The following is a 16,181-nucleotide window of genomic DNA, read 5'->3' on the forward strand; positions in this document are numbered from 1 at the left end:
TGCAACCCCCAGCCTGGGCCGTACGCCAGGCTGGGTAGACAAGACCAGGCAGCGCATCAGCCTGAGTGCGCAACGTGCTCCGGCGTCAGTTCATCCTGAAAATCCGCCTCGCCAGGCAATGCGGTGATGACGCTGAAGTCACTCACCTCGACCTGCCCACCCCCATAACCCAGAAGGTGGAACGAGAAGGCCTTGCGTTCCACTGGGTTGTCGAACCCGAACTCCATCTCCAACGGTTCGTCGGCGGTGACCCTGACTTCCTCCGGCAAGCCTAGCGGCACATCCTGCTCCAGTTGCTTGGCCTTGAGCTGGATGTAAGCGGCGTGCCGGGCGTCCAGCGCACGCACCTTGACCCTGACACGCGTGCGCGAGCCTTCGGGCATCTCCAGGTACTGCGCGCCGATCAGGTTATCGGCCCAGTCGTCATGGATGCGCTTGCTGAGCTGGATGGGTGAGGGCCCGCCAAATTGATAGCGCAGATTGAGGGGGCTTTGCATCAGCGATTGGTCCAGTACGCCGGCCAATGCACCTATTTGCTGCCCCAGCGCATTGTCGCCCTGGTCCAGGTAGCGGGCCCGATCGGCAATGAACCCTTCACTGGCGTAACGGCGACAGCGCTGCTGGAAATCGCACTCGGTAAACACGCCCTTGCCGTCGTGGTAGCGGAGCATGCCATTGGTGAACGAGATCATTTCGCGGCCGGTGTCGTAGTCTCGGTACATCGACCGCCCGCCAAGGGCCAGCGGGATGGGCAGCGCGAAATAGTCGAGCAGCGAAGTGGCCAGGTCGACGTGCCCGTAGGTACCGCCCTTGAGGTGAGGCAACTGGGCCTGATCGGGTGCGAGGGTCAGGTTGAAGCCCCAGGAAGAAGCCAAGCGCACCCCATCGATGCCGTGGGATTCATCCGAGGTGACCACCACCAAGGTATCCTTGAGCACGCCCTGGCGCTCCAGGTTGTCCAAGAAAGCGCCCAAGGCGTCGTCCAGATAGGCCACGGCGGCCTGCTTGGGGGTGTCGAAGCGCGCCAGGTAATCGGCAGGGGCGGAGTAGGGCTGATGGGTGCCGACGGTGAGCAGGGTGAGCATCCACGGTTGGTCTTGCTTGCGCAGTTGCCCGACGTAATCCAGCGCGCCTTCGAAAAAGGCTCGGTCATCCTTGCCCCATGGGAAGTCCAGGTAATTGCGGTTGCCGAACCACTCTACGCCATGTACCGAATCAAAACCTACGTGGGGCATGATGCGGTCCTTGGCCATGAAACGCAGCCCAGCGCCTTGCAGGTAATGGGTGGTAAAACCAGCTTGGCGCAACTGCGCCGGCAGGCAGGCCTGGTTGCGCTCGGCCTGGGTCAACAACTCCACGCCTTTGGGCGTGCCGTTGGCCAGTTTGTCGTAGTCGCCGCAGAGCATTGCATACAGCCCGCGTATGGTCTGGTGGCTGTGTAGGACATAGTCCGGGGTATTCATGCCCCGCGTAGCCCACTGGCTCAAGCGCGGCATCAAGTCTTCGTCGAAGCGGCTGTGCAGCGCCTCGCGATTGGGGCGCAGGTAGGCACCGGGGATGCCCTCGACCGTGATGACCAGCAGGTTGCGCGCACTGCCTGGGCCATCGAGCAAGCGTTGGCCGTTGAGGTCTGATTGGGTAAGGCCGGCGCTGGGCAGGGGGGTGAACGGCGTCACCTGGCCGCTCCAGCGTTGCACTTGGCGCTGCACATCGCCCACCGCCGCAGAGGCGAGCTGATGGCCCAGGTTGTATTGGCGCCATTGCTCGGCATCGGAGGGTGCCAGGTGTTGACTGGCCCAATGCACGCCAAACAAGGCCAGTACCGCTACCCACGCCTTGCGTGGTAACGGCCGGCCAGGCTGGCGACGGGTCTTCCATGCCCAGGCCAACCAGGCCAGCAGCCCGGCACCCATGGACCAAGCCAGCCAGGCGTGGGCCAGGCCGCCCCCGGTGGAGTTTTCCATGAACTGCGGGTCGACCAGGTAGGCGAGGTCTGCGCTGGTGGGCAACCGTCCCACCGCGCTCACCAGTTCGGCCGAGGCGACCCAAAGCAGGGCCCACGCCAGCAGCACCGGCAGCGCCAGCCACCAGGGCCGACGATGCAAAAGCAGTAACAGCGCGCCGCCCAGGGCCAGGTCGGAGAGATAGCCAAGCGGGTTGGACCAGCCCAACGCGGCACGTGCGCCCAAGGGTAGCACCAGCACCAACACGGCCAAGGCGGCGAGCCGCTTGTGTGAGGGGTCTGAGAGGCTTTTCACAAAAACGTTCCTTTGCCATTAAATCGTCATCAATCTGTGGCTGATGATAACAGGCCAAGGGCGGGCAAAGCGGGCGTGCAAAGCGCTGGCACACAAAAGCCAGGCCCGCGTAAGCGGGCCCGGTGCGTCGACCATCAGAAGTAGTAGGGGAATTTCAGACTGAACGAGAAGTCGGGCGCATCATCGGTCAGCCCGATGGACAGATTGGGCACGATCGTAAGGTTGTTGGTCGCCGCAAACGTCATGCCGACGTTGAAGTTGGCCGCGTTGTAGTCGCTGTTGGAGACCGATTGCCAGTCACCACCGTCGGGCTTGATCTTGCTCTTGCGTCCGAACTGGTCGGAGACCGAGAACGACATGCTCATCTTCTCGTTCAGCGCGAAGGCAATGCCCGCACCGATTTGCCACGAGTCGCCCAGCTTCACGTCACCGGGTACCTTGCTGTTGACCTGCGGGCTGATGTCGCTGAAGGAGTCTTCCAGGTTGTACGTGTAGGACAAGCTGCCGAACAGCACGGCCGGGTCGAACGTCTTGACCAGGGAGATACCCGGCGTGATGGACCAGACCCCGTTGCCGGTCGGCAGGCTCTCAGGCACCGAAAGGTTGTCGTTGCCCGCCACTTCGCGCAGCTTGATCCCGTAGGGGTCCTTGCCGGTCGGCGCCTTGACCCGCAAGGTGGCTACGGCATCTGGCCAGGTCTCGGATTCGTCCAGGAACTTGTAGGCGACACCTACGTTGATATCGCCGATTTCCGGGTCGCGCGTGACCGTGGCGTCCGAGGTGCTCGGCCCGGCCCCTCCAGCGCCGCCAGACGAATAGGTGGACTCGCGGTAGATGACCGGGACGTTGATGTCAAACTGCCAACGCTGGTCCAGGTTGTAGCGTGCCGTCAGGTCCAGGGTCCAGTTGTCGGCCTTGATACGGTCCAGGTTGATATTGCCCAAGAAGATCGAATCCAGCGCCAGGAAGCCGTTGAGGGTCAGGGCGCGGGTGTCGTAGTGGGTATAGGTCAAGCCGGTTTCGAGGCTGAACTTGCCACCCCCGAAGAACCCGCTGGCCTCGTCGTACAAGTTGGAGACGCTCTGCGCAGGCTCGGAGTCCGCGGCCAGCGCCTGCCCATACGAGGCGCCGGTGGTCCCAGGCGCCCCGGCAGCGACGGTCTGCCCCCCCTTGACCCGTTCGCTGGGCGATCGCACCAGGCGTTTGGGCGGGGGGGCTGCCGGGGTTTCTTCGACCTGGCGAACCCGCTGCTCCAGCACCATCAGCGCCTGCTGCTGGGCTTCGTAGCGGCGCTTGAGTTCGGTCAGTTCCTGTTTGAGTGCTTCGACTTGCGGATCTACAGCGGCGTATAGCGATGTGGCGGGTGCCAAGGTTGTCAAACACACAACCGCTTTGAGTGCTAACGATCGTTGCATGAAGATGCCGTCCCTTCCGACTGCTGTGATGAGACTGAGCGTAGATCAGTATCCGACAGAGCGAAGCCCTTTGAGCTGGTCCAGGCTGCCATTTAGCGAAGCGGCGGTTGGCAGGTTCTGGCGCATGACCACGTTCAGAGAGGTGACGTTGTTCACCAGGTTGCCATTGCCGAGCACGGTGGTGTTCTGCATCAACCCGCCTTGGGCCAGACGCTGCACGCTGTTGCCCTGATTGCCGTGGGCATCTATGTTCATTTGCACGCCTACGCCTGTGGACGACACGCTCAGCGCGCCAGCGCCGTTCTCGGCCATCAGCGTCTGTCCGGCGGCCAATACCTGCCCATGGGGCTGCACTGTGGGAGCCTGGTCGGCTTTGGTCACATTGACGTTCACATTGTTGTAGGCACTGTTGTCGTCGCCGGCCGCGCGGACCACTTGGGTCACCCCCTGCGTAGTACCAAGCCCGGCACCGCCGCTCACCGTACCGCTGCCCTGGGCAACCGGCTGGGCACTTCCCTGGGCCGTCGGCGCGCCGCGCTCATCGATCAACGAGACGTAGAATTGCGGCTTGATCGTGGCCTGCTGCACCTGCAAGGTGCTGCTGGCGCCTATCACTTCACCGCGCGCGTTCTGCCAGGTGCTGCTCATGACGATGCCGAAACTCACGATTCGACCCGGCATCACGTAGCGTCCGCGCAAGCTCGCCAGTTCCTGGTCCTTGAGCTCGATAGGGTGCAGCACTTCGGCGTGGATAGGCAGGCTGACCGTCATGCAGGCCAGAACCAACCAGATAGGGGTCTTCATGCAATGCTCCCCGGCGCATCGTGCACCTTGTTCTTGGAAGAGGCGTTAGAAGAAATCGCTTCGAATGAAGCCGTAGTCCAGCAGATCGGCATCCTTGACCGGCGTGAAGCCGTCCAGGCGGCCTTTGGCCGTCAGCGGCAGCGGAGGGTCGAGCAGGGCGTTTTGCTTGTCGTAGCCCTGGCCGATCACCGCGAAGATGATGCCGTTCCAGCCCTTTAGGAAGTCCTCGGTTCTGTAACGCTTGTGCCCCAGCACCGGATCGCCGATGTAGACCCAGCCCCGGTCGACCTTCTGCATGACCACAAAGTGCTTGTAGCCGCGGATGTCCATCAGCACCACCACTGGGATTCGAACGCTGTTCAGTGTCTCGGGCGCCACTCGGTAACCCCGGGCGCGCATGCCCAGGCTTTCCACATAGCGCTTCATGTCGAGCATCGAAAACCCCTGGGTGCGGACCAGGTTCTGGTCGGCATGGGTGAGCATGCCCTCGATGATCTGGTGTTCGTCCACGTCCAGCCAGTAGGCCTGACGCAGGATGGTTGCCAGCGCGGCGGCGCCGCAGCTGAAATCGGTCTTCTGTTGCACCAAGTCGGCGAACTTGCGTTCGCGCATGCTCTGGATGGGCTTGAACACCACCGCGCCGCCAGGCAGGACGGACAGCGGCATCTGGGCTGCTTGACCCATGCTGGCCAGGCACAGCAGGAACGCCAGGGCGAATACGCGCATGATCGACGCCTTTGGGTGCGTTGGAGATAGGCCCCCAAGAAGGGGGCCTTGGGGTCTGGCATCAGAACGAGGTGTTGGAGATGGCCAGCGAGTTGCTCTGCTGGTTGCCCACACCGGCCGCCACGTTCACGCCCAGGTTGCCGCTGCCGCCATTGACCGAACCGCTAAGGGTTGCAGTGTTGGTCACAGGGTTGGCCCAGCCGGTCGGGGTCAGCACTTGGAAGGACACGGTATTGCTCAAGTCGTAAGCGCTGCTTTCGCTGTAGCTCTTGGCGACGTCGTTGGAGGACTGACTGGAGGTTTCGCCAGACTTTTCATACGCCGAAGCCGAAGCGTTCTCGTAGGAAGAGTCATGCGACTTGGTGTACGACGAGTCCCGCGAATGGTTATAGGACGACTCGCGCGACTTGTCGTAGTTGGAGTCGAAGGCTTTTTCGAACGAAGAGTCGTATGCACTTTGCTGCGAGGTGTTCACCGAAGCATCCAGGGATGCATTGAGCGAACCGTCTACGCTGCTGGTGCGGGTGCGCTCGCGATCGCCGTTGGTCAGGGTCAGGGTACGCGTGGCATCGGCAGCCGCTGCCAGGCTGGCACTCAGGCTGGCGCTGCTCGAGGCGCTGGCGCTGCCGCTTGCCGAACCGTTCATGCCCCAGCTGTTGGAACCACTGGCACTGGCACTGTTGGAGCCGCTGGCGTTATTGGCACTCGAACCACTTGAATTCCAACCGCTGGAGCCGCTGGAGCTGGCACTTTGCGAACCCGCCAGGTTGAAGCTGGACGAGGCACTGCGGTCATCGGTGGAGTTCAGCGTACCTTCACGCGAGCTGGAACCGGTGGCCGAGGTGGTGAAGGTCAGGGTATCGACGCGGTACGTGCGGTCGGCCCCGTTGTTGACCACAAGCCCTGGGCCGTTCTGATCGGCCTTGGCCGTAGCCGTGGCATTGCCGATACCGGCGTTGGTATTGGCGATGGCCATGCTGTTTTTCTGCTGGTTCAGGTCGCCGCCGGCAATGTTGATGCCCACGTTACCCGAGCTGCCTTCGCCAGAGCCGCTCATCACTGCCGAAGACTGGGTCGACCAGTTGTCGACACGGTTGTTGTTGCTGTACTGGCTGACGTCAGCGTTGGCTTCGGCGGTGCCGAAGACGAAACTGTTGTCCAGGGTAGAGTCGGCAGCGGCATTGGCGATGGCCGACGCGTTGCCCTGCTGGTTGCCGTTACCAGACGCCACGTTGACACCCACGTTGCCACTGGCACCGGTTGCCGAGCTGCTCATTTCAGCTTCGTTGACGGTGCCCTGGTTGGTGATGGTGTTGCCGGTGCTACGCTGGGTGTCCAGCGCATCGGCCTTGGCCGAGATGGGCAGCCAGGTGGTGCTGTTGCCGTTGTAGCTGCGACGGTTCTGATCGGCTTGTACAGCAACGGCCATGACCGCAGCAATTGCGAAAACCAGAGGCTTGAGTGCCATCGAAGGTTTCATGGTGATTCTCCGTACTCTAAAGGTTAAGTGTCGTTCATGACTCAAACGGTCAGTCGGCGACCCGTATGCTCAAGGTGTTGGCCATGCGGTTTCCCACCCCGGCACTCTGATTCAGCTGAACCACGCCACGGCCACCGGTGAACGCTTGGTCACTGGTGGTGACCTGGCGATGACCCGTCGAGGTAGTAGCTGAGTCAAAGGTGTTGAGCAGCGTCACGTTCTGTTGCAGGAGGACGCTGTCGTCGATGCTTTGCGGTTGTATACCCACGCTGATGCGCAGGGCGTTGGCCTGCTGGGTGCCTGCACCGGCGCTCTGGTTGACACCAAGCGCGCCATTGCCGTGGCTGAACGAGGCGCCGCCAATATTGGCCTGGGTATCCATGGCAGCGTCCGGAGGTGTATTGAGCCGCTGCCGGATCTGTGTCGTGGCACTGGCGCCGTGGCCCAGGGCGAACGCCCGGGCGTTGGCCTGCTGCTGCAGGTCTCCGGCAGCCTGGTTGACCGTCATGTTGCCCTGATAGGCACGGCCGGCGTCGTCGATGGTGGCGTTGTTGCTGACGGCAGCCGGTGGCTGGGCGATGGCGGACGCGCTGCACAGCAGGGTGATTACGAGCAGGGCAGGCTTCATGTCATTTGCCCCCCGTCAGGATCTGCAGGGGCGCTAGGCCTTTCTGCACGCTCGAATTGACCATGTTGGAGATCCCGTTGCCCGAGCCTGATCCACGTCCGCCTGCCAGGTTGGGCAATTGGGTCTGGTGGCCGAGGTTGCCGCCCAGGTGGTCGGTCTGCTGGGTGATCATGGCGTTGATGCCTGAGCCGCTGCTGATGCTGGCGAAGTCGCCGTCACTCAACTCGTTGGTCTGGCGCAGCACATGATTGACCGGGTTGGCATTGACGGTGGTAGGTGTGGGGTCCGGGCGCAGTGGGGGAATCACGGCATTGCGTGTCTGCACGTCGCGGGTAATGACGATGGTGCCATTGTCGGCTTGGGTGGTTGCGCTGAGCGAGCTGACCACGCACCCCAGCAGCAACAGGTAACCCAGGCGTTTGTCGATGTTCCTCACGACGGCGGTTCCTTCTTCAGCCGCTGGCCTTGTTCAGCGTTGCGCTAGCAAGAGCAGGAGCCGTGCCGCTTTTGAGAAGTCGCGGTATTTCAGGGGGTTAGCGTGATAAAGGCCGTCGTGCAGGCCTGCGTTGTGTCAGGGCTGATACAACGAGCAGATACCGGTGACCGAGCGGTCACCTCTGGGAGAGGGTTTGATCACAGTGGCAGGCAGTGTTTCGGTGGCGTGACACTTACCGCACTTCACGGCGTAAGCCGCATGCTTGCAGGGTTGGCTGCGGCGGGGGTGTGTCAGGGGCTTTACACCGGGGCCGAGCGACGCAGCATTGAAGCGACCAGCTCCAGCGCCAGGGCCTGCCGTGTTGCCCAGTCGCCTTCGATGATGCGGTAAGGCTGATCGTGGTCTTGCAACCAGTGCAGGCTCGCCCCGAAAAACTGCTGGCGCTCTCGCACATCCGGCTGGGTGCGCTGACCATCGGCAACCCAGGGCACGCCCTCAGGGCTAAGCAGCAAGTGCAGGTCGTAGTGACGATCGAGAAGAGCCTGCTCCAGCCAAGGTGGGCAATCGCCGAACAAGGTCTGGCTCCAGAGCATATTGCTGAGCAGATGAGTATCCAGAATCAGCAGCGACGGCGAGCTTGCGCGTGCAGCGTCTTCCCAGGCCAATTGCCCACGGGCGATGCTGGGGATGTCGGCGTAGCACGTGTCGCGGCAGTGCTGGTCGATGAAGTGACGCACGTACTCACCCACTACCAGCCCACCGAAACGCGCCTGGATCTGGCCGCTCAACCAGCTCTTGCCACTGGATTCGGGGCCGCACAGCACCACCACCTGAGTGCTCGTCACAGCGCTCATGCCTTCACCAACGCTGGGTCCCGGTACCACTCCAGCCATCCGCGCAGGGCGATGAGGGTAAGCACCGCAAACAGCGCTGCGGTGAAGTACAAGTGCTGGTGCAGGTACTGCCCGACATAGATGATGTCCACCACGGCCCACAGGGGCCAGCATTGCAAGCGCTTTTGCGCCATCCACCACTGCGCCACCAGGCTGAAGCCAGTCAGGCTGGCGTCCAGCCAGGGCAGGGCGGCATCGGTCCAGGTGGCCATGGCAGCACCTAATGCTGCGCTGAGCAGCACGCCCAGGCACAGGTGGGTGAGCAGCGCGCCGGGTCGCAAGCTCGATACCTGGCGTGCCGCATCTTGGCGTTCAGGGCGCTTCCACTGCCACCAGCCATACACTTGCAACAGCGCATAGGCAACTTGAAGCAGCATGCCCGAATAGAGCTTGACCTCGTAAAAGAGCCAGGCATAGATCAGCACCATGATCAGGCCAATGGGCCAGCACCAGGCGTTCTGCTTGACCGTGAGCCACACAGCGATGACGCCGAGGACGGCGGCGATGAGTTCAAGGCCGGACATCGGCGATCCTTGGAGAATTGAGCGGGGGGCGCGATTGTAGCGGTTAGCTCAAGGAAGGTGTAGGGCGTTGCCGGCATCAGGGCCGTCTTGCAGCCCTGAGCCGGTGTCGGCTTCAGACCTTGAACTGGCGCAGCAGTTGTTCCAGGTCCTGGCTGAGCCGGCCCAGCGCCACGCCGGCTTCACTGGACTGACGCGCCGCATCGGCCGCCTGCTGGGAAAGGCCTGCCGTGTCCAGCACGTTGCGGTTGATGTCTTCCACTACGTGGGATTGCTGCAGGGTGGCGCTGGCAATGGAAGCATTCAACGCTGTCAGGGTGTGCAGGGCCTGGTTGATCGCATTGAGGCTGGCGCCTGCTTCACGGGCTTGCGTGACAGTTTGCCGTGAGGCCTCGCTGCTGGTGTCGATCGCCTTGACGGCGGCATCGGACTGGCTCTGCAAGTGTTCGATTATGGTGTGGATCTCGGCGGTGGACTGGGCCGTGCGCTGCGCCAGCAGGCGCACTTCATCGGCTACCACGGCAAAACCCCGGCCTTGCTCGCCTGCGCGAGCCGCTTCGATCGCCGCATTGAGGGCCAGCAGGTTGGTCTGTTCTGCAATCGAGCGGATCACGTCCAGTACGCCGCCAATGCGGGTACTGTGCCCGGCCAGATCGCGGATCACCTGCACTGCCTGTTCGATGGTCATGGACAACCGGTCGATCTGAGCCAGGCTGCCATGGATCGCCTGCTGCCCCTGCGCGACCTGTTGCTGAGCGGTGTGCATCTCCCCGGCGGCCTGCTCGGCGGTCTTGGCAACATCCTGCACGGCGTAGGTCACCTCGTTCACGGCCGTTGCCACCTGGTCCATCTGCAGTGATTGCTGCGCGCTTTGCTGTTGCGCCGCACCGGCGTTGTCGCCTACATGGTCGGCCGATCTGGCCAGCGCATGCGCCGCCCCTTGCAGTTGTCCGATCACCCCTTGCAGCTTGCCGTTGAAGCGGTTGAAGTGCTCGCCCAGCTGGCTGAGTTCATCACGCCCGTGGGTATCCAGCCGCCGGGTCAGGTCGCTTTCGCCGCTGGCGATATTGCCCATGGCCTGCACGGCTTCCTGCAGCGGGCGGGCAATGCTGCGTGCGATGACCCAGACCATCAGGCCCATCAGCAGCGCGATCACCACGCCCAGCAGCGAAGCGTCACGCAGCTGTCGAGCGAACTCGGCCTGTACGTCGTCCACGTAGACGCCAGAGCCGATGATCCAGCCCCAGGGCTTGAACAGCTGGATGAAGGACGTCTTGGCAACAGGTTCGCTAGCCCCGGGCTTGGGCCAGCGGTAATTCACAGGCCCCGCCCCCTGCTGGCGCGCCAGCGCAGCCATTTCGTTGAATACCGCAAAACCATCCGGATCCCGGATGCCCGACAGGTCCTGGCCATCGAGCTTGGGATTGGCCGGATGCATGATCATGCGCGGGGTCAGGTCGTTGATCCAGAAGTAGTCGTCATGGTCATAGCGCAGCGCCCTCACCACCTGCAGGGCTTGTTGCTGGGCCGCGTCGCGGCTCAACGTGCCGGCGGCCTCCAGCTGTTGGAAATGCACCAATACACCTGTGGCCGTTTCCACCACATGCCGGGTTTTCTCAGCCTTGGCCTGGTACAAGTCGCCGTGGATCTGGCGCAGCATCAGCAGACCAAGCGCCAACAGCATGGCTATCGCCACTACCAGGATCAGCCACAAGCGGCTGCTGATCGACATCGATCTAAGCGTCTTCATTGCGCATGCTCCATTTGTTCTTGTTTTCACCTGCATCCAAGCACGCCTGTGGCCATGGACCCACTCGACCAATGGCTAAGTGCCATGTGCCGTGGAGTCTGTTGCCTGCAACGTCATGACAGTGCAAAGGGGTTCTGCCAGCATTTCGGCGGCGCAACATGAAACCTTTAGTAACCGTGAACTTTTCCACTGGCTTTGCGACCAACAGACGCTGTAAAACAGCCGGGCCGCGTGCGGCAATATTCAGGCAAATCAAGAACAAGGAGCTTGCCACGAGCAGGCTCCATCGGGGGGATGATGGATTTTTGGACGGCCTTTCAGGCAATCATACTGGGCGTGGTGGAAGGGCTGACGGAGTTCCTGCCGATTTCCAGTACCGGCCACCAGATCATCGTCGCCGACCTCATCGGGTTCACAGGTGAGCGGGCGATGGCCTTCAACATCATCATTCAGCTGGCCGCCATCCTGGCGGTGATGTGGGAGTTTCGCGGCAAGATAGTCGACGTGGTCCGCGGGTTGCCCACCCAGCCCAGGGCCCAGCGCTTCACCGGTAATCTGCTATTGGCCTTTCTGCCAGCGCTGGTATTGGGTGTATTGTTCGCCGACCTGATTCATGAGTACCTGTTCAACGCGGTCACCGTGGCGGCTGCGCTGGTGCTGGGTGGGGTGGTCATGCTCTGGGCCGAGCGACGGCAACATACGGTTGAGGTGACGCATGTCGATGAGATGCGCTGGAGCCATGCGCTGAAAATCGGTTTTGTGCAGTGCCTGGCCATGATTCCTGGTACTTCGCGCTCCGGCTCGACCATCATCGGTGGCCTGCTGTTTGGCCTGTCGCGTACTGCTGCGACGGAGTTTTCCTTCTTTCTGGCGATGCCGACGATGGTGGGGGCTGCCGTGTACTCGGGCTACAAGTACCGTCATCTGTTCCAGCCGGATGATCTACCGATCTTTACGCTGGGCTTCGTGACCTCGTTCATCTTCGCGATGATCGCCGTACGCGGCCTGTTGAAGTTCATCGCCAACCACAGTTATGCAGCCTTTGCCTGGTATCGGATCGTCTTCGGCATGCTGATTCTGGCCAGCTGGCTGTTCGGCTGGGTCGACTGGACCGTTGCCCATGGTTGAGCAGCCAGATCGCCAGCGCCCCGCGCAGATACGCCACGCCCGGTTCAAGGGGGTGCTGCTGGGGCTGCTGTGTGTGCTGCCGGTGCTGGGTGTAGCGTGCCTGGCCTACGACGCGCAGGCGTGGTGGCCGCTGGTGGTGTACCCGGGGATGAGCCTGGTCAGCGTGTTGCTCTACTGGCACGACAAGGCCCAGGCCCGCACCCAGGCCCGCACCCAGGCCCGCACCCAGGCGCGGCGCATCCCGGAGAAGCTGTTGCACGGTACAGAACTGTTCGGTGGCTGGCCTGGCGCTCTGCTGGCGCAGCAGTTGTTCAGGCACAAGACACGCAAGGTGCCTTACCAGGTTACCTTCTGGGCCATCGTGGTCGTGCACCAGGCCGCCTGGGCGTATTGGCTGTTCTTCCAGGGGCGAGCTGCGGCATTGGCGTGAAACCGCTTTATCACACACGGGAGCGAGCGCGCTTAATACATTTCCCGGCCACTCCTGTATTTGCTCAGTGACCTGTCAGACATAGCGTTCCCCGCACGTTTCGAATGAGGCGGCCAAATGGTCGATCCATACGCGCACCGCAGGCGTGACACCGCGTCTGTGAGGGTATACAGCCTGCAGGTAGCCGCCTGGCAAGGACCAGTCCGGGAGCAGCCTGACAAGTTCTCCACGCTGCAGCTGCTCTTCACAAAACAGGCTGGGCAGGGCGGTGAAGCCCAGGCCCGCGCGTACAGCTGCATTACGTACTACGAAATCGTCCACTGACAGCCTGGGTTCGAGCGCCAAGGCGCGCAGCTGGCCCCCAGGCCCTTGCAGCCTCAGGTGTACCAGGCGGTCGGATTCGGGTGCGCCGAGCACCGGCAGGTCGGCTAGCTGCTCAGGCTCGCGTACCTGTGGGGCAAAACCAGGCGCGGCAACCAGTTGCATCTGTGCCTGACAAAGTCGCCGGGTCACCAGCGTAGGGTCCTCATCGCCCAGGTCACGCACACGCAGCGCTACATCTATACCTTCGGAGATCAGGTCCACCCGACGGTTGAGCAAGACCAGGTCCAGTTGTACGAGCGGATATTGCCGCAAAAACTGGGTCACCACGTCCGGCAAGAACGCATGACCCAAGGCCACCGGGCAGGATACGCGTAGCCTGCCGCGCGGTTCACTGCTCATGCTGGCTACCGCTTCCTCGGCAGCCTCGGCTTCGAGAAGCATGGCCTGGCAGTGATGCAGGTAGCGCTCGCCCACGGCGGTCAGTTTCACCTGGCGTGTAGTGCGCTGTAGCAGGCGCATCCCTAAGCGTTCTTCCAGTTCGGCGATTCGACGGGACAACCTTGATTTCGGAATGCCCAGTTGGCGTCCGGCGGCGGCGAAGCCGCCTGCTTCGACGACGCGGGCAAAGTAGAACAGATCGTTCAAATCCTGCATGGGCAATGCTCATTGTTCCAGGGATAGGACAAACTAACGCGATTGGGGGCACTTATCATCCATTACTCGCTTAGGTAATATCGTTCCCATCAAACATCTCCCGCTTCAACCCCTTTTCGCAGGAGCACCTCATGAAACTGCTGCACATCGATTCGAGCATCCTGGGTGACAACTCGGCCTCGCGCCAACTGAGCCGTGAGGTCGTAGCCGCTTGGCAGGCCGCTGAGCCAAACGTCGAAGTGGTCTATCGCGACCTGGCAGCCGATGCCATCGCTCATTTCTCGGCCGCTACCCTGATGGCTGCCGGCACGGGTGAAGAGCTGCGCGATGCAGCCCAGGCCTTCGAGGCCAAGCTCAGTGCCGAGACCCTCGAAGAGTTCCTGGCCGCCGATGCGGTGGTCATTGGCGCACCGATGTACAACTTCAGCGTGCCGACCCAACTCAAGGCGTGGATCGACCGCATCGCCGTCGCCGGCAAGACCTTCCGTTACACCGAAGCTGGCCCGGAAGGCTTGTGCGGTGACAAGAAAGTGGTGCTGGTTTCCACGGCAGGTGGTGTGCACGCCGATCAACCTACCGGGGTAGGCCATGAAGACTTCCTCAAGGTGTTCCTGGGCTTCATCGGCATTACCGACCTGCAGGTGGTTCGGGCTCACGGCCTGGCTTACGGTCCGGAGCAGCGTATCCAAGCGATTACCGCTGCACAGGCGCACATCGAGAACGATCTGTTCGCCGTTGCGTGACGGCGGGGGTTCGCCTTAGCGCAAGTTGAGGGTCGCCTAGGCGGCCCTTTTTCATGCGCGGCCACCGCATTCCGCTAACGGCGACACAGCCTACTGTTGCGCAACGCTAGGGCTCAACTGTAATGGTGGGTCATCGAGGAATAGCCTTATGCTGTAACGAAATATGTATAAGCGCTGAAGAAGGAAGCCGCAATGCCGCTCAAGGACCTGCTCATCGCTCTGGTGGTAATCATCGCCTGGGGCGTCAACTTCGTCGTGATCAAGGTCGGGCTCGATGGGTTGCCGCCCATGTTGCTGGGGGCGCTGCGTTTTCTCCTTGTGGCATTCCCCGCGGTGTTCTTCATCAAGCGGCCAAACCTGCCCTGGCGTTGGCTGATCGCGTACGGTGCGACCATCTCCCTGGGGCAGTTCGCATTTCTGTTCCAGGCCATGGCCAGCGGCATGCCACCGGGGCTGGCTTCATTGGTCCTGCAGTCCCAGGCCTTCTTCACCCTGGGCTTCGCCGCGCTGTTTCTGGGCGAGCGCTTGCGCGTGGCCAGTGTGCTCGGGCTGCTGGTGGCCGCTGGTGGACTGGCGCTGATCGGCAGTGAAGACGGCAGCCATGTTCCCACGCTCGCGCTGATATTGACCTTGTGTGGCGGGGCGATGTGGGGCTTGGGCAACATCATTACCCGCCGCTTCGGATCGATTGACCTGGTGGCATTGGTCATCTGGGGCGGTTTGATCCCTCCGCTGCCCTTTCTGCTGCTCTCTGGCTGGCTGGAGGGGCCTGAACGCATCAGCCAGGCGCTCACGCACATCGGCTGGCACTCGATTGCCGCGCTGGCATACCTGGCATTCGTCGCCACCATCCTGGGCTACAGCCTCTGGAGCACGCTGTTGTCGCGCCATCCGGCTGGCAAGGTCGCGCCTTTTTCGCTATTGGTGCCTGTGGTAGGCCTGAGTTCGTCGGCACTGCTGCTGGGTGAGCGCCTGACCGAAACCCAGGGTTGGGGTGCCTTGCTGGTCATGTGTGGTTTGCTGGTGAACGTGTTTGGTGCCCGACTCGGCCAGCGGCTCAGGGCCGCGAGGGCCTGAGTAACTGCGGGCGCTACCCGTTTTTTTCGACTTTTGATTGACCAGGCTCATGTTGTTGGTCGGTTACAGTCGCCCAGCAGGCACGGATATGCTTCCCTGGCTACGTTTTGGTAGGGAGGACCGCAAACGATGCGAGTCAGGGACGAAATCTATTGGCAGTGGGCCGATGCACAACTGCACAGCCGCTGCCACGACGAGGCGCTCAGCGACGGCACGACCCTCGATGTGCAGGTGCGCCTGTCCAGGCAAGGCGCAACTCAACTGTTTCTTGGCCTTTACGCTCGCGACGGGCAGGCTCTGGTGGAGGAGTATTATCCCGCCCGCTGCGGCGAAACCATGACCCGCGCGCTGGTGTGGGGTGTGGAGCGCGCTCGGGCATTGGCCACGGGCGCCACGCCGTTACCCCATAAGGCAAAAAGGCGCGCATGAAAAAGCCCGGCGCGGTGGCCGGGCTTGAGACCGCGTGAGGGTCAGTACTGCGCTTCGATCACCTTCACGGCATGTTGCGTACGCGCCTCTGGCCATTGCTGTTGCAGGGTTTGCAAGACACGGCCGACGAACTCGGTATCGGCAGCCGCCTTCTTGCCTACATAGCCCTGGCCTCGGCGGTAGGCCTTGAAGCGCGCACGCATGCTTGGCAGGTGCTCCTGGAATTCATCTTCGATCGTGTTGGGTGGCAAGCGGTCCAGGCGCACTTCGCCGCTTTGGCTCACCCACAGCAGATGGTCATCAAGGCTGTCCTTGCGCGTGGCGAACAGCTTGGCCAATTGATCAATGGTCGGATTGTCGTTCAAGTTCATCATAAAGCCCCCATTACCCAGTTTCAGGTGATATTCACAGTTGGCGCTATCGCGATGTAGCGCGTTTCCAAGGCTGCTACTGCAGCTTTGCAACAGGGGCTTTCTCACGCTGCC

Annotated in this window: 17 protein-coding genes and 1 pseudogene; 5 read left to right on the forward strand and 13 right to left on the reverse strand. The window is 62.1% G+C overall.

The window, feature by feature from the left end; all coding sequences use genetic code 11:
* Nucleotides 1-56 precede the first annotated feature (56 nt).
* From NMB38_RS09755 to NMB38_RS09805, 11 genes and pseudogenes are all read right to left on the reverse strand, one after another.
* Nucleotides 57-2,258 (reverse strand): LTA synthase family protein, encoded by a 2,202-nt coding sequence (locus NMB38_RS09755; RefSeq protein ID WP_049696094.1) that lies wholly within the window; start codon nucleotides 2,256-2,258, stop codon nucleotides 57-59.
* A gap of 134 nt (nucleotides 2,259-2,392) precedes the next feature.
* Nucleotides 2,393-3,673 (reverse strand): fibril amyloid transporter FapF, encoded by a 1,281-nt coding sequence (gene fapF, locus NMB38_RS09760; protein ID WP_027915539.1) that lies wholly within the window; start codon nucleotides 3,671-3,673, stop codon nucleotides 2,393-2,395.
* A 45-nt stretch (nucleotides 3,674-3,718) separates the two neighbouring features.
* A complete protein-coding gene (gene fapE / locus NMB38_RS09765) occupies nucleotides 3,719-4,477 on the reverse strand; it encodes a fibril amyloid subunit FapE (RefSeq protein ID WP_494355021.1) in 759 nt (252 codons plus the stop codon).
* A gap of 45 nt (nucleotides 4,478-4,522) precedes the next feature.
* Nucleotides 4,523-5,203, reverse strand: coding sequence for a fibril amyloid maturation endopeptidase FapD (gene fapD, locus NMB38_RS09770; protein ID WP_027915541.1), 681 nt, complete (start codon nucleotides 5,201-5,203; stop codon nucleotides 4,523-4,525).
* Between the two features lie 61 nt (nucleotides 5,204-5,264).
* Nucleotides 5,265-6,683 carry an amyloid-like fimbrin subunit FapC gene (fapC, locus tag NMB38_RS09775; protein ID WP_027915542.1) on the reverse strand — a complete coding sequence of 473 codons (1,419 nt, stop codon included), beginning with the start codon at nucleotides 6,681-6,683 and terminating at the stop codon, nucleotides 5,265-5,267.
* Between the two features lie 49 nt (nucleotides 6,684-6,732).
* On the reverse strand, nucleotides 6,733-7,311 hold the full coding sequence (gene fapB / locus NMB38_RS09780; protein WP_049696093.1) for a fibril amyloid subunit FapB: 579 nt from the start codon (nucleotides 7,309-7,311) through the stop codon (nucleotides 6,733-6,735).
* 1 nt (nucleotide 7,312) lies between these two features.
* On the reverse strand, nucleotides 7,313-7,747 hold the full coding sequence (fapA, locus tag NMB38_RS09785; protein WP_027915544.1) for a functional amyloid chaperone FapA: 435 nt from the start codon (nucleotides 7,745-7,747) through the stop codon (nucleotides 7,313-7,315).
* Between the two features lie 299 nt (nucleotides 7,748-8,046).
* On the reverse strand, nucleotides 8,047-8,601 hold the full coding sequence (locus tag NMB38_RS09790) for an AAA family ATPase (protein WP_027915545.1): 555 nt from the start codon (nucleotides 8,599-8,601) through the stop codon (nucleotides 8,047-8,049).
* A complete protein-coding gene (pnuC, locus tag NMB38_RS09795; RefSeq protein WP_027915546.1) occupies nucleotides 8,598-9,164 on the reverse strand; it encodes a nicotinamide riboside transporter PnuC in 567 nt (188 codons plus the stop codon). The genes NMB38_RS09790 and pnuC overlap by 4 nt, the downstream gene beginning before the upstream one ends.
* Before the next feature lie 112 nt (nucleotides 9,165-9,276).
* A complete protein-coding gene (locus NMB38_RS09800) occupies nucleotides 9,277-10,011 on the reverse strand; it encodes a methyl-accepting chemotaxis protein (protein WP_372238334.1) in 735 nt (244 codons plus the stop codon).
* Nucleotides 10,012-10,149: 138 nt separating this feature from the next.
* Nucleotides 10,150-10,947 (reverse strand): annotated as a pseudogene (locus NMB38_RS09805) (cache domain-containing protein); the annotation flags it as partial.
* Between the two features lie 261 nt (nucleotides 10,948-11,208).
* Between NMB38_RS09805 and NMB38_RS09810 the strand changes: the two are divergent.
* A complete protein-coding gene (locus NMB38_RS09810; protein ID WP_028687729.1) occupies nucleotides 11,209-12,039 on the forward strand; it encodes an undecaprenyl-diphosphate phosphatase in 831 nt (276 codons plus the stop codon).
* Entirely contained in the window at nucleotides 12,032-12,469 is a 438-nt protein-coding gene (locus NMB38_RS09815) for a DUF1294 domain-containing protein (protein ID WP_494355022.1), read from the forward strand. Before NMB38_RS09810 ends, NMB38_RS09815 begins: the two co-directional genes overlap by 8 nt.
* 75 nt (nucleotides 12,470-12,544) lie before the next feature.
* Here NMB38_RS09815 and NMB38_RS09820 read toward each other — a convergent pair whose 3' ends face one another.
* Complete coding sequence (locus tag NMB38_RS09820; RefSeq protein WP_028687731.1) at nucleotides 12,545-13,447, reverse strand: LysR substrate-binding domain-containing protein; 903 nt, start codon at nucleotides 13,445-13,447, stop codon at nucleotides 12,545-12,547.
* 131 nt (nucleotides 13,448-13,578) lie between these two features.
* Here NMB38_RS09820 and NMB38_RS09825 point away from each other — a divergent pair, with 131 nt between their 5' ends.
* The 3 genes from NMB38_RS09825 (at nucleotide 13,579) to NMB38_RS09835 (ending at nucleotide 15,696) form a co-directional block, all read left to right on the forward strand.
* Complete coding sequence (locus NMB38_RS09825) at nucleotides 13,579-14,190, forward strand: FMN-dependent NADH-azoreductase (protein ID WP_028687732.1); 612 nt, start codon at nucleotides 13,579-13,581, stop codon at nucleotides 14,188-14,190.
* A gap of 192 nt (nucleotides 14,191-14,382) precedes the next feature.
* Nucleotides 14,383-15,267, forward strand: a complete 885-nt coding sequence (locus tag NMB38_RS09830; protein ID WP_027915552.1) for an EamA family transporter — start codon at nucleotides 14,383-14,385, stop codon at nucleotides 15,265-15,267.
* A 129-nt stretch (nucleotides 15,268-15,396) separates the two neighbouring features.
* Nucleotides 15,397-15,696: a hypothetical protein gene (locus NMB38_RS09835; RefSeq protein WP_027915553.1), complete on the forward strand. Its 300-nt coding sequence runs from the start codon at nucleotides 15,397-15,399 to the stop codon at nucleotides 15,694-15,696.
* A gap of 41 nt (nucleotides 15,697-15,737) precedes the next feature.
* Here NMB38_RS09835 and NMB38_RS09840 read toward each other — a convergent pair whose 3' ends face one another.
* The gene (locus NMB38_RS09840; protein ID WP_023533476.1) at nucleotides 15,738-16,070 is read right to left on the reverse strand and encodes a hypothetical protein; all 333 of its coding nucleotides are present in this window, start codon (nucleotides 16,068-16,070) and stop codon (nucleotides 15,738-15,740) included.
* Between the last annotated feature and the right edge of the window lie 111 nt (nucleotides 16,071-16,181).

This window comes from Pseudomonas sp. FBCC-B35, from assembly GCF_059133755.1.